Origin of the sequence: Streptomyces sp. V3I7, from assembly GCF_030817495.1 — a bacterium.
Classification (GTDB): Bacteria; Actinomycetota; Actinomycetes; order Streptomycetales; family Streptomycetaceae; genus Streptomyces.
Window position 1 is genome coordinate 2,036,862 of the sequence record NZ_JAUSZK010000001.1, and the last position, 12,511, is coordinate 2,049,372.

General features: G+C 71.0%; 15 protein-coding genes. 5 read left to right on the plus strand and 10 right to left on the minus strand.

Annotated elements, in window-relative coordinates; translation table 11 throughout:
- Positions 1-269: 269 nt before the first annotated feature.
- A complete protein-coding gene (locus tag QFZ74_RS09550) occupies positions 270-1,166 on the minus strand; it encodes a UbiA family prenyltransferase (protein WP_373462475.1) in 897 nt (298 codons plus the stop codon).
- A 7-nt stretch (positions 1,167-1,173) separates the two neighbouring features.
- Here QFZ74_RS09550 and QFZ74_RS09555 point away from each other — a divergent pair, with 7 nt between their 5' ends.
- From QFZ74_RS09555 to QFZ74_RS09565, 3 genes are read left to right on the plus strand one after another with little or no spacing between them, the layout of a single operon-like run.
- Positions 1,174-2,319 carry a type III polyketide synthase gene (locus QFZ74_RS09555; RefSeq protein WP_373462476.1) on the plus strand — a complete coding sequence of 382 codons (1,146 nt, stop codon included), beginning with the start codon at positions 1,174-1,176 and terminating at the stop codon, positions 2,317-2,319.
- 7 nt (positions 2,320-2,326) lie between these two features.
- Complete coding sequence (locus QFZ74_RS09560; protein ID WP_307620372.1) at positions 2,327-2,842, plus strand: isoprenylcysteine carboxyl methyltransferase family protein; 516 nt, start codon at positions 2,327-2,329, stop codon at positions 2,840-2,842.
- Positions 2,839-3,873: an NAD(P)/FAD-dependent oxidoreductase gene (locus QFZ74_RS09565; RefSeq protein ID WP_307620373.1), complete on the plus strand. Its 1,035-nt coding sequence runs from the start codon at positions 2,839-2,841 to the stop codon at positions 3,871-3,873. Before QFZ74_RS09560 ends, QFZ74_RS09565 begins: the two co-directional genes overlap by 4 nt.
- Positions 3,874-4,021: 148 nt before the next feature.
- Here the strand turns inward: QFZ74_RS09565 and QFZ74_RS09570 are convergent, their stop codons facing one another.
- The gene (locus QFZ74_RS09570) at positions 4,022-4,390 is read right to left on the minus strand and encodes a hypothetical protein (protein WP_307620374.1); all 369 of its coding nucleotides are present in this window, start codon (positions 4,388-4,390) and stop codon (positions 4,022-4,024) included.
- Positions 4,391-4,416: 26 nt separating this feature from the next.
- On the opposite strand from QFZ74_RS09570, the gene QFZ74_RS09575 reads away from it, so the two are divergent.
- Positions 4,417-4,653 (plus strand): hypothetical protein, encoded by a 237-nt coding sequence (locus QFZ74_RS09575; protein ID WP_307620375.1) that lies wholly within the window; start codon positions 4,417-4,419, stop codon positions 4,651-4,653.
- A gap of 354 nt (positions 4,654-5,007) precedes the next feature.
- On the opposite strand, the gene QFZ74_RS09580 is transcribed toward QFZ74_RS09575, so the two are convergent.
- Positions 5,008-5,400, minus strand: coding sequence for a UTRA domain-containing protein (locus tag QFZ74_RS09580; RefSeq protein ID WP_307620376.1), 393 nt, complete (start codon positions 5,398-5,400; stop codon positions 5,008-5,010).
- A gap of 47 nt (positions 5,401-5,447) precedes the next feature.
- Between QFZ74_RS09580 and QFZ74_RS09585 the strand changes: the two genes are divergently transcribed.
- Positions 5,448-6,101, plus strand: coding sequence for a bifunctional 2-polyprenyl-6-hydroxyphenol methylase/3-demethylubiquinol 3-O-methyltransferase UbiG (locus tag QFZ74_RS09585; RefSeq protein WP_307620377.1), 654 nt, complete (start codon positions 5,448-5,450; stop codon positions 6,099-6,101).
- Positions 6,102-6,736: 635 nt separating this feature from the next.
- Here the strand turns inward: QFZ74_RS09585 and QFZ74_RS09590 are convergent.
- From QFZ74_RS09590 to QFZ74_RS09620, 7 genes are all read right to left on the minus strand, one after another.
- Positions 6,737-8,386, minus strand: a complete 1,650-nt coding sequence (locus tag QFZ74_RS09590) for a DUF4192 family protein (protein WP_307620378.1) — start codon at positions 8,384-8,386, stop codon at positions 6,737-6,739.
- Positions 8,383-8,907, minus strand: coding sequence for a hypothetical protein (locus QFZ74_RS09595; RefSeq protein WP_307620379.1), 525 nt, complete (start codon positions 8,905-8,907; stop codon positions 8,383-8,385). Before QFZ74_RS09595 ends, QFZ74_RS09590 begins: the two co-directional genes overlap by 4 nt.
- A complete protein-coding gene (locus QFZ74_RS09600; protein ID WP_307620380.1) occupies positions 8,904-9,911 on the minus strand; it encodes an N-6 DNA methylase in 1,008 nt (335 codons plus the stop codon). Before QFZ74_RS09600 ends, QFZ74_RS09595 begins: the two co-directional genes overlap by 4 nt.
- Positions 9,912-9,998: 87 nt before the next feature.
- Positions 9,999-10,301, minus strand: a complete 303-nt coding sequence (locus QFZ74_RS09605; protein ID WP_307620381.1) for a hypothetical protein — start codon at positions 10,299-10,301, stop codon at positions 9,999-10,001.
- A gap of 61 nt (positions 10,302-10,362) precedes the next feature.
- Positions 10,363-11,001: a hypothetical protein gene (locus QFZ74_RS09610; protein ID WP_307620382.1), complete on the minus strand. Its 639-nt coding sequence runs from the start codon at positions 10,999-11,001 to the stop codon at positions 10,363-10,365.
- A gap of 297 nt (positions 11,002-11,298) precedes the next feature.
- A complete protein-coding gene (locus QFZ74_RS09615) occupies positions 11,299-11,928 on the minus strand; it encodes a hypothetical protein (protein WP_307620383.1) in 630 nt (209 codons plus the stop codon).
- Positions 11,929-11,971: 43 nt separating this feature from the next.
- Positions 11,972-12,472: a hypothetical protein gene (locus QFZ74_RS09620; protein ID WP_307620384.1), complete on the minus strand. Its 501-nt coding sequence runs from the start codon at positions 12,470-12,472 to the stop codon at positions 11,972-11,974.
- Between the last annotated feature and the right edge of the window lie 39 nt (positions 12,473-12,511).

Here is a 12,511-nt window from a genome sequence, read left to right on the forward strand (position 1 = left end):
GAGAACGCCGGCCAGGACGGGGAACGGGTGGACGTCTGCCGTCAACATACGCCTTTGCCTGGCGGCGGTGATCGCTCACCTGGCGGGCTGGCCGCGCCGGCGCTTCCGGGTGGGGATCCCGTGGCTCCGGTCCATTTCTCGAGGTCTCCTCACCGCCTGGGAAGCCGCGGCGGGCGACGGGTGGACGACGGGGTGGACGACGGGGTGGACGACTTCCTCCTCGGCGGTCTCGGCAGAAGGCTTCGGACAAGGCCCACGGGCGCGGCCGGTCACGTCATGTCCGCACCGCGAAGCAGAAGCTGGGCCACGGCGATCCCGGCCACCAGGATCGCCGCCCGGAACGGCCACCGGCTGCCGGCCTGATACGGCACCGCCGTACCCCCTACCGCGACCGATGCGGCCGCCGCCAGTGTCCAGCCCGTGACTCCGACCGCCCCGGACGGTCCTGCGACGAGCACGCCCACGGCCGTCAGCATGATGAACGGGGCCAGCCACCGGCAGGCTCGGGGCCCCAGCCGGTGAGGCAGACCGCGGACACCGGTCGCGAGATCGTCCTCGATGTCGGGAAGGACGTTCACCAGATGAGCTCCGACGCCCAGAAGGGCCCCCGCGGTCACCGCCCACCAGGCGGGCCAGGACGACGGATGCAGGCCGAGCGTGACGAAGGGGGGCAGCGAGCCGAAGCCCACGGCGTAGGGCAGCGGGGACAGCGCCGTGTGCTTCAGCCGCAGGTTGTACGTCCAGCCGGCGGCCACGCCCCCCAGATGTGCCGCTCCCGCGGCGACCCCGCTCAGCAGAGACAGCGGTACGCACAAGCCCAAGGCCGTTCCGGCCGCGCCGAATGCCGCCCAGCGCGGGATCTCGCCGGTTCCCACCGGCTTGTCGCCGCGCCCGCAGGTCATGTCTCGCTGGGCGTCGGCCGCGTCGTTGCACCAGCCGATCGAGAGCTGACCGGAGAGCACGGCCACGGCCACCGCCACGGTCCCGGTCACGCCCCGGCCCGCCACCACGGCAAGGCACGTCACGAACACGGTCACGGCGACCGCCGGCTCCGGATGACAGGAGCGCAGCAACGCCGGGACACGGTGTGTCGTGTGCGGCAGAGCCCCAGACGGGTGGACGGACACGTACGCACGGTAATCGCCCGTCCCGGGCGAGGAAGGCATGAACGACATGCGTGTCCCCGTGATCGTCGAGCATGCCCCTTCCCCGCCCGCCGCCCCGCACCGGACGGCCGCGCCCCCCGCCACGGCGACCACCGTCGCGGCTGTCCGCACCAGGCTGCCGCCGCACCGTTACGCCCAGGAGGACCTCACCGAGCCGATCGGCGAGCTGTGCCTGGCCCCGGGCGCGGACCGCGCCGTGCTGCGCCGCCTCCACGCGTCCGCCGGGGTGCGTACACGTCATCTCGCCCTGCCGATCGAGCAGTACGCCCTTCTCGGCGACTTCGGGGACAGCAACGACGCGTGGATGACGGCGGCCCTCGAACTCGGCGAGGAAGCACTCACCGGCGCGTTGCGCGAGGCGGGACTCGGACCGGCCGATGTCGACCTGCTGGTCTGCGCCTCCATCACCGGTGTCGCCGCTCCTTCGCTCGACGCCCGGCTGGCCGGACGCATCGGAATGCGGCCCGACGTCAAGAGACTTCCCGTGTTCGGCCTCGGCTGTGTCGCGGGCGCCGCCGGCCTCGCCCGGGTGCACGACTACCTTCGCGGACACCCCGAGGACACCGCCGTGCTGCTCACCGTCGAACTGTGCTCACTGACGCTCCAGCAGGGCGACGCCTCCCGGGCCAACCTCGTCGCCGGTGCCCTGTTCGGCGACGGCGCGGCGGCGCTCGTCGCACGGGGCGGTGACTGCGCCCGAGGGGACACGGCCGGGCCCTTCGTGGTCGCCACGCGCAGCTGCCTGTTCCCGGGCACCGAACAGCTCCTGGGCTGGGACATCGGCGCAGGCGGATTCCGGGTCCTGATCGATGCCGGTGTCCCCGGCTTCGTCAGGGACCACTTCGGCCGGCACGTACGTGCCTTCCTGACCGAACACGGCCTGACCACCGACGACATCGGGACCTGGGTGTGCCACCCGGGAGGCCCCAGGGTCCTCTCCGCGCTGGCCGACGCCCTCGGCCTGCCCGGCAATGCCCTGGACCCCTCATGGCGCTCACTCGAAACGGTGGGGAACATGTCGTCCGTGTCCGTGCTGCACATCCTGCAGAGCATCCGGGAGTCCGAGTCCCGTCGTCCCGAGCCCGGCACGTGGGGGCTGATGCTGGCGATGGGCCCGGGATTCTGCTCCGAACTCGTCCTGTTGCGCTGGTGAGGGCCTCATGCCGTGGTACGCGCTTGTCGTCCTCGCAGTAGCCGCCGAACGCGTCGCCGAACTCGTCGTGGCACGGCGCAACGCGGCGTGGACCTTCTCCCGCGCCGGAGTGGAGCACGGCCGTGACCACTACCCCGTCATGGTCGCCCTGCACATGGCTCTGCTCGCCTGCTGCCTGCTCGAACCCGCGCTCGCCGGCCGGCCGTTCCTGCCGGTTCTGGGGTGGCCCATGCTGGCGTTCGTCGTCCTGGCCCAGGCCCTGCGCTGGTGGTGCGTGACCGCACTCGGCCCGTACTGGAACACCCGGGTCATCGTCGTTCCCGGAGCGCGGCTGGTCGGCGCCGGGCCCTACCGTTTCCTGCGCCACCCCAACTACCTCGCGGTCGTCGTGGAGGTCGCCGCGCTGCCCTTGGCGCACTGCGCATGGTTGACCGCCACGGTGTTCACCGTGGCCAACGCGGTGCTGCTCACCGTCCGGGTGCGCTGCGAGAACGCGGCCCTCGCCCAAGCGGCACCCGCGTGAGCGGCGGCGGCCACGACCTGCTGATCGCCGGCGGCGGACCCGCCGGTCTCGCCACCGCCCTGCACGCTGCGCGCGCCGGTCTCGACACCGTCATCGCCGAGCCGCGCCGGGCGCCGGTCGACAAGGCGTGCGGGGAGGGTCTGATGCCCGGTGCCGTCCGCTCTCTCGCCGCCCTGGGGCTGGAGGTCCCCGGCCACCCGATCGCCGGCATCCGCTATGTACAGGGCCACCGCCAGGTCCAGGCCGCCTTCCGCGACGGCCCCGGCACCGGTGCGCGCCGCACCGACCTGCACGGCATCCTGCACCGGGCCGTGCTGGCGGCCGGGGTGCCCGTACTGCCCCTGCGGGTGGAGCAGGTACGGCAGGACGCCACCGGCGTGACCATTCCCGGGACGGGGCTGCGCGCCCGGTGGCTGGTCGCCGCGGACGGCCTGCACTCACCCGTGCGCCGCTGCCTGGGCCTGGAGGTGAAGACCCGGGGCGTACCTCGTTACGGGCTGCGCCGGCACTACGCGGTGCCCCCGTGGTCGCCGTATGTGGAGGTGCACTGGGGAACGCACACGGAGGCGTACGTCACCCCGCTCGGGCCCCGGCTCGTCGGCATCGCCGTGCTGACGACCCGGCGAGCCCCCTTCGCCACCCATCTCGAGCACTTCCCCGAGCTGGCCGGCCGCCTCCCCTCGCAAGCGGCCGTCACCGCGGTGCGGGGCGCCGGTCCGCTGCGTCAGAGAGTCCGCGCCCGAGCGCACGGGAGGGTACTGCTCGTCGGCGACGCGGCCGGTTACATCGACGCGCTGACCGGTGAGGGCCTCGCCCTCGCCCTGACCGGCGCCGAAGCCCTGGTCACCAACCTGTGTCGTGGCACGCCCAGCCGGTACGAAACCGACTGGGCGAACGCGACCCGCCGACATCGGCTCCTGACCGAACTGCTGGTAAGAGCCCGTCAGCAGCCCGTGCTCGCCCCGCACATCATGCCCACCGCAGCACGCCTGCCACGCCTGTTCAGGGCAGCCGTCAACGCGTTGGCCTGAGAACCAGGTCCTCTTAACTGGTCGGGTCCTTCACGTACACGGCAGCGATCAATCGGCGCATCACAGCACCTTCGCAACGACGTGAGCGTCCGGCGTGTGCATTACCGGCATCCCGACCGCTGCGCCCTTGGTCCAGATCTGAACCGGATCATCCTGAACGCCTCGGGTGATGATCAGCCCCGGAGCCTCCTTCCGGATGATCTCCGGGTTCGACCCCCCGCGACAGCACCAGCACCAGCACCAGCACCTCCGCCGTCACACCCAGCATGGTCTGCGCCCACTTCTCCCGCTCCGGCGGCACCAGAATCCACAGATCCTCCGGCAACGCCTTGCGCGGCTTGCCGTCCACCCGCACCTGCGCCTTGTAGAACGTCACCGGCGGCAGGGAGTAGTTACCCCGAACCACGTTGATCTGCTGCGGAGTCAGCGTCGCCGTCGGTGTCATCGACGGGCTCACCCCCCGATGAGTACGCTTGTCTGGGCAGTCTCCGGCGATCAGTGCCGGGGCGAAGATCATGATGAGCGGTCTGAGACAAGTGCGGGGTGTCGATGGTCTATCTGGTGCTGACCGCGCTCGCAGTCATATCCATCGTGGCGGCCGCAGCGACCGTTCTGATCCGCCGCGACCGGCGTCGGATGGACTCCAGCCCGGAGGCTCAGCGAATCGAAGCGGCGGCTACCAGAGGCATCCGCGACGCGCGCCGCCAGGCTCACGCTTATCAGCATTTCAACGATGCCAGCGGCGTCAGCGCCCTGCGGGATCGAGACTCACTCCAGTAGGGCTTGGCATGCCGACGGACGAGCACCTGGGGAATTGCGTGAACTTTTCCCTGGGGAATTACGCGACGTCCACAACTGGATCGGCCACCGCGAACCCGATGCCTCTGGGCTCCAGCTCATTGCTGCCACAGCGTCCGCCTACCTGGCTGCCATGCCCCACATCCTTGACGCGCTGTCTGAAGTAACTGGCGCCCACGCCTTCCGCGTTGTCAACTTCCCCCTGCAAACTGGTCAACGCGTCAAGATCAACCCATTGAACATGTAGCCACCGCAAACCGCCTGACTCCGCACCCCCGAACGCCCTCTGTACGGCCCCGCGCGGGCTGTGCAGGGGGCGTTTCGTCGTGCCCGGGGTCAGTCGTCCAGGTCGATACGGAAGTCGACGATCGTGGTGTCGCCGCGGCGGACGATCGGGTGCGCGACCTCGATGACGCGGCCGGTGTCGGCGATGTGTTTGCGGGTGTACCGCAGGACGGGGACGCCGGTGCCTATGCGGAGCGTCGCCGCCTCCAGCTCGGTCGGCATGCCCGCGGTGAACGACTCCGTGATCTGGCTGATGCGGATGCCGAGGCTGGCCATCTGCGCCCTGGTGCCGCCCGGCCAGGGCTCGTTGATGGGGTCGGCTACCGGTGTCCCGGCGACGTCGGACCAGCGCACGCAGGACGTGCTCATCTGGGTGGGCTGGTCGTTGTCGTAGAACACGAAGTGCCGCGCGAGCAGCGCCGCTACAGTCGCCCCCGTCCTCACGGCACCCCGAGGGCGGGGGCTCCCGCATCCCGACGAGAGGAACCGCTGTGCTCGTACCGCACGACATCCCGGCCGAGACCGAACTGTGGGACGCCTTCGCCGAGTCGGCGTTCAAGGCCGACGCCGAGCCGTCGTTCTGCTGGACGCAGTACGCCGGCCACGGGCCCGGCCCCGAAATGCTCGGCTCCCCGGAGTCGGTGCTGGAGATCGGCTGCGGCACCGGCCGCGCCCTCGCACACCTCGCGCAGCAGGGCATCAAGACCACAGGCGTCGACCTGTCGCCGCGCATGGTGCAGTTCGCGGGCGAGCGCTGGGCGCCGCTCGGAGTACGGATCGAGCAGGGCGAGATCCTCGAATGGCTCACCACCAACGAGAGCCGCTACGACGCCGTCTACAGCATCTTCGGAGCCGCCTGGTTCACCGACCCGTCCCGCCTCGTCCCGCTCGTGCATCAGCGCCTGGTGCCGGGCGGCGTGTTCGTGTTCTCCCAGCCGCCGGCGATCCCGGGCGCCTACGGCCCGCAGGGCATGTACAAGGGCGGCTTCGCAGGGAAGGCCATGTTCACGTACCGGTACAGCTACCGGCCTGCAGTGTGGGAGCGGCACCTCCTCCGGGCCGGCTTCGCCAAGGCCAAGGCGGAAGTCGTCGAGGCGCCGAAGCCGGGCCACATCGGGACGCTGATCGTCTCCGCGACCGCCTGACCCATCACCGCTCGAAGGCCCCGGCCGGACGCCGTTCCGGTCGGGACCGCTCCATGTCTTGATCGTCTGCCTTTCGGGCCGGCAGCGGGCCAGCAGCGGGCCAGCTAATGATCTCCAGAGACGCGAAAAGCCCCTCCGTCCGGGAGGGGCTGGTGCTTCGAGGCAGGTGAAAACGTTCCTGCACCGAGCAGTCTGGGTGGGGCGGGTGGGACTCGAACCCACGGCCGACGGATTATGAGTCCTTTTCGGATCTTCCGATCGGTTCCCGATCATGCCTCGATCTTCCCATAAATGCAGGTCAGGGCCCTACTGCCCTTCGCCTGCCTCCGCCGGCTTCCTAGTCTTTCCGGGTCCTTCCGTCCACTGCGTGTCCACTGGGGGCGCAGTCGTGTCCGTTCGCACGCGACGCAGAACGGGCGCGTGAGAGCGTCCGCGCTGGTGGCGGACTACGTGGTGGAGGAGGAGACAGACTCCGGCGCAGCGGAGGGCCTTACCGGCGAAGCGGGCTCTCGCCCCCTGTGCCCGGGGGTGGAGCGGAACGGCTTTTCGCAGGTCAGCCGCCGTTCCCCAGCGTAGCGCGCAGCCCCCCGTTCACGCTGCCGGCCCCGGCGAAGTTGCCGGGGCCGCCGTGAGGGTCAGAGGTTGTCGAGCTCGGCGCGGCCCGCGGCGAATCGCTGTGCGGCTGTGCGGAAGATCGCCAGGAACTTGGCCGGGTCGCACTCGGTGCGGATGCCTTCGAGCATGTGCTTGGCGAGCCTGTAGTGGGGGTCGATGTCGAGGGCGTCCGAGAAGGCGTGGCTGGCGGTGACGGTGTCGTTCTGCCGCCAGGCGACCCAGCCGAGGAGGGCGAGGAGTGGCGGGGCCTTGTCGGTGTGCGGGGGTACGCAGCGTCGGGCGAGGTAGCCCCACAGTTCCCGTTCGGCGGGGAGGTCGTTCTCGTCGCCGGTGGACAGTGCGGCGTCTCGGGTCTCGGGGTCCTGGAGGCCGAGGATGATGCAGGCGGCGATCTCGTCCATGAGCTGTGGGGGGCCGTTGCGGAAGTCGGCCAGGGCTCCGCCGATGATGTCGATCGTGCCGTAGCGGGCGAGGAGCTGTCCGCGGTAGGTGCTGACCTGCGCGGCGTGGTACTCGGTGGCGGTGTCGAGGGCTTCGCGGTGGCGGTCCGCCGTGCTGTCGGTGACAGGTCGGTACTCGCTGGCGACCTGGACGGCGTGCTGGACGTGCGCCATGCGGTGGTCGCAGTTCTCTCGGGCGGCGGTACGGAAGTCTCGGGGGTCCTCGCCGTCGATGGTGCCGAGGTGTATGCCGACGGCCAGGTCGTATTCGGGGTCGGCGGTGAGCGCGTCGCGGAGGGCGAGCCGGGCGGCGATGAGGTCGCCTTGCCGCCAGGCGACGAAGGCGTACAGCGTCAGTGCGGGGACGGCCTCCTGCGTGAACGGGTCGGCGCAGTGCCGGGCGAGGTAGGCCCACAGGCGTCGGGCGTGGGGAAGGTCGTCGTCGTCCGTGTGCGCCATGCCGGCCTCCACGGCGCCGTCGTCGTGCAGACCGACGAGGAGCTGCGTGGCCAAGGTGCGGTTGAGGGTGGTCGCTCCGGCCCGGAACTGGCTGACGGCCGCATCGATCTGGGCGCAGGTCGAGGTGAGGGTGGCGTCGCGTCCTGCGCTGGTCGCGCACCGGGTGTTGAACTGGTCGATGGCCGTGTCCAGGGCCTTGAGGAAGTCGGTGTCGGCGAGGACCGCCGCCCGGAACTCCTTGACGATGTCGCGGGTGCGGGGGCCGGAGGTGCGGCCGAGGCGGGCCATCTGTGCCGCAACGCTGCTGGGGTCGTCGGCAGTGGGGAGCGGCTGGCCCTCGCAGCACCCTTCGGTGGTGCACTCGAACGCCCACCACCGGTTCGCGACGAGACCGATGGTCTGGAGTACGTCGGCGCGCTGCCCGCCAAGGGCCGTCGTGAGCCAGTCGGCGACGGGGGCGAGGAGCGCGGCGGTGTCCCACGGGGTCTCGTCGGGGCGCGGCTCGCGGCAGAGGTAGACGATGACGCCCTCGCCGGGGTCGTGCCCGCGGTCGTGGGCGTACGCCACGAACCGGCGGGCGGCGAGTTCGGCGGTGTCCTTCCACACCGCGGGATCGTCGGGCAGGGGGCACGTCATGGTCGGGCCGTCGATGAAGTTGGGGCCGGGGGCATGGAGGGCGATGCTGTCGTCGGGGTAGTGGCCGAGGAGGTACGGCAGGATCTCGGCGAGGTTGGGCAGGCTGGTGACCTGCACGGTGTTGTCGGGGCTCACTTCTGGATTCCTTCTGGGGTCGAGGTGGGGTCGGACTGGCCGATGCGGGCGGGTGGGGGCGGGGCGGGGATGCCGCGCGGCTTGTTCGTCAGGGCGGGGAGCAGGCGGTCTCGGACGAGTGCGCCGAGGTCAGTGGCCAGGGCCGTGCTGGTGCGCGTGTTGAGGACGGCGTGCCAGGTGCGGCCGGGCTGGAGCCGGGCGTCGCGGGCGGCCTGGGCTTCGGCCTGCTCGGCGGCGGTTGCGCTGTCGGGGAGCGGGGGCAGGTCGGGGCCTGCGGTGATCCAGGTCTGGATGGCGAACCCGCGGGACTGGATGCGCAGGCCGACGTTGTGGCCGTCGGGGTGGAGATAGAGGGCTTTGCGGTCGGGGGTGTCGGTGTCCTCCTTGCGCCAGGGCGGGTCGAGGGGTGGGGCGATCTGGTCGAGGGGCGGTACGTCGATCTCGTCGCGCGGCGCGGCGAAGGCCGGGCGTCGGCGGCGGACGACGGGCGTGGTGGCGGGGCGGTCGAAGGTGCCGGTCACGCAACGGGCTCTTTGCTGGGCATCCGCTCGTCGACCAGGTCGAAGGCGCGGCGGACGGCGACGAGCGAGTGGGCGGCGCCTACATACCGGTCGCGCTCCTGGAACGCTTCGAGGGCTTCGGCGCGGGTCTTGGCGTAGTCGTCGTCAGGGGTGAGGGAGTCGGCGCAGCCGATGAGGCAGCGCGGGCCGAGGTCCCAGATGATCGCATTCACGGCGGCGCATCCGGCCGACAGCGAGTCGATGTCGTTGCCGTACCAGTGGAAGTCGTGCGGGTCGAGGCCGAGGTCGCGCAGTCGGACGGCGACGGAGCGGAACATGGTCCCGCTGCCGACGGCGGGTTCGCGGAAGGACATGCCCGGCTTCGCGAAGTCCTTGTCGATCGTCATGTTCGCCATCAGGTCGGTGATGCACGCCGGCGTGTGGTACTCGCCGCGCCACTTCTTGTCGCTCTTGTGCCGGAGGCCGGTGAGCAGGGGGCTGAGGACGTCGGCCTCGGACCGTCGCCAGACGTCGTCGTGGCCGGTGAGGTCCATCAGGCCGGTGTTGATGGCGGCGCGGGTGACGGCGTGGACGGCGCGGAGTTGCTGCTTGTCGGGCTCGGGGTTCCAGGCCCAGTCGTGCAGGCGTATCGCGCGGTTGATGAGGTCGGGTCGGTCGATCCAGTGCCCGAGGTAGATCTCCTTGAGGAGCTGCGGGAGCTGTTCGGGCGGCAGGTTGAGCACCCAGTCCGCGAGTCCGGGGAGGTTGCGCAGCAGTGAGAGCCCGGCGACGGTGCCCAGGGGGACGTCGATGCTGCTGCCGCCGAAGGACTGGTACCAGGCTTCGAGGACGTTCTCCGCGATCTTGCGGGCGTGCTCGTGCGGGTCGCGCGGAGCAGCGTAGCGACGTGCGGTGATCTTGCCGGTGGGGCGGGCCTTGGACCTGGGCGGGGTCCTCTTCGCCCACGAGGGGGCGGGCCGTGCGGCGGTCGGGGCCGCGGCACGGGGCAGGAAGTCGTCGCTCACGACGGCGGAATCCTTTCTGTGGGCGCGCATGGGACCGCCCCGGTGCGCGGAGCGCGACCGGGGCGGTGAGCGGGTGTGAGGGGAGGGTCAGCCGGTGTGCTGGAGGGAGTGGAGCGTGGCGAAGATGCTGCGCACCTCGATGTCGTGGGCGGCTGCGAGGTATCCGGCCTGGCGCAGTCCACTGATGAGGAACATTAGGGCTGCTTCGTCCTTGTCCATCTCGCTGATGAGCTGGTCGAAGGTGGCGTCGCGCAGGTCGTCAGGGCGGTACTCGTAGCCCTGGCGGAGAGTCTTCTCGATCTCTTCGAGGGCCGCGGCGCTCTGCTTATCGGTGAGGCCGAGGAGCGTGGACCAGGACGCGAGCGTGGCGTCGTCGACGGGGAGCTTCATGAGAGTGGTGCCTTTCGGGTGGGCCGTGCCCGGCCGCCTGGGCGGCCGGGCACGGGCGAGGTCAGGAGGCGGGGGCGGCGGGGAACGGGTTGTCGCGGCGGCTGGGGTGGCAGACGGCGTACAGGCCGCCGTCGAGGCGTTCGGTGATGACGCCCCATCCGGCCCAGCGCATGACGGCGAGGTAGCCGAGGTCGCCCCCCGCGAATCCGGTCCGGCCCTTGGCGCCGGGGTCGGGTGCGATGAACAGGAAGCCGGGCAGGTGGCCGGTGGTGTCCGGCAGGACCTGGAAGCCGGCGCGCAGTTCGTGGACGCCGTCGGTATGGATGGGCGGGAGCCCGGCGGCGGTCAGGATGCGGATGGCGTCCCGGACCAGCGGGTGGTCGTGGTGCTCGGGCAGCGTGCCGATCCCGGTGTGGATGGGCGGCTGGTACGGGGCGATGCCGACGCTGGCCTTGTAGATGTCCATGAGGAGCAGGGCGTCGTCGCGGCGGCCGGCCCGACGCATCGCGATGTTGGCGACGATGGCGATGGAGTGCCGGTTGTGGGTGAACAGGCGGCGGAACTGCTCGCCGGTCATGCCGGTGTTCGCCTGGATGTGGTTGAAGGAGCGGCACGCCAGGCGCAGGCCCTCCGCGACGTGTTCGGGTTCGAGCCCTATCTGTTTGGCGAGTTCGAGGACTCCGGTGGAGTAGGTGTTCATCTCGGTCTCCAAGAGGACGCTTGCGCGTATGGGTGCGCCCCCGGCGGTGGGCCGGGGGCGCGGGGTGTGTTCGGGGGTGGTTAGCGTCGGCCGCCACATCCGGCGTGGCCGCAGCCTCCGCAGAAGCCGCCACTGCTGCACTCGCAGCCGCATCCGTGATGCTGGTGGGGCTTCACTCCAACTCCCTTCCGGATTCGGGCATTTCCCGAATTCATTACTTATATCTTAATGGCATACACCCCAGAAGCAAGGTATATCCGACGGAATGCGAATTGATTTCCCGCAATGCAATTCCCTTTAATTCGCGGCCGGGGGAATGAGGTCCGGCCAGCGGACGGCCTCCAGCGCACGGCGGTGCGAGTCGGGCACCGGCACGGTCGGGTAGCCCAGCCAGTCCAGGCCCATCGCCGCAAGGATCGTCGCGTCGGCCTGGTCGTAGCGGCCCGGCCCTTCGCACTCGACGCCGTACCGCTCGACCGCCGCGCTGCGGACCATTCCCTTCGCGACGCGGGAGCGGTCCTTGCGCGGCCACTCCTGCGCGGGGTTGGCCCGGCCGGTGGCGTAGATCGTGCGGCCGTGCGGCGTGACGACGGCGTACGGGATGCGGTTGCGCCACAGGTACTGGGTGACCAGCCACCACAACCCGGCCAGTTCGTGGTACCCGGCCTGGCCGCCCTGGGCGTACGCGGCTCCCTCGACCACCACCAGGTCCGTGCCGTCCCGCACGCTGTCCGCGACGCCCGCCAGCAGCCAGTCCAGCCGCTCATGACTGCGGCGGCGTCCGGGCCGGTAGGCGCGCGCCCAGCTCGTACCGGCCACTCCGGTGGAGGTCAGCGAGAGGTCGAGGCCCACCACGCGCGGCTGCCACTCTCCCTTCTCCTGCACGCTCGGCAGGGTCACCGGGGCGCTCTGGAGCTGGGCGGTCACGTGGCACCTCCCGTGCACCGGATGATCTCCGCCATCTGCGCGTTCACTCGGCGTCCTCGCGGCCCGCGGCGCGGTGCTTGGTGATCAGCCGCTCGGCCTCCTCGATAGCCGGGCCCTTGTGGCGGTCGATCCATTCGCCGTCGTAGCTGCCGACCGGTCCCCACAGATACCAGCCGGTGTCGTGGTAGCCGTCGTTCGGGTTGCGGCGCCTGTGTCCCAGCTCCCACCAGCCGTCGCGCCAGCGCAGCATGCGCTTCGCGGCCGGGTCCGCCACCCAGCCGGCACGCTCGGCCAGGGACTGGAGGCGGGCGACGTCCGTGCGCAGCATCGCCGTTTCGGCGGCGGCGTCCAGGTCGCGCGGGGCCGCGAACTCGGTGCCGCTCGTCGCCGGTGCGGATGGGCCGGGCCGCAGGCCTAGCCGCTGCACGGCCTGGTCCCGCTGCCACGCGACGCGCCGCAGCAGGTTCGCCGCGCCGGTTATGCCGCGCGCTTCCAACCACCTCGCGGTGGCGTCGATCTCGACGCCCACGGAAAGGTCGTTCATCTGTCGTGCTCCTTGGGCGGGCCGCCTCGGTGCGCGCCG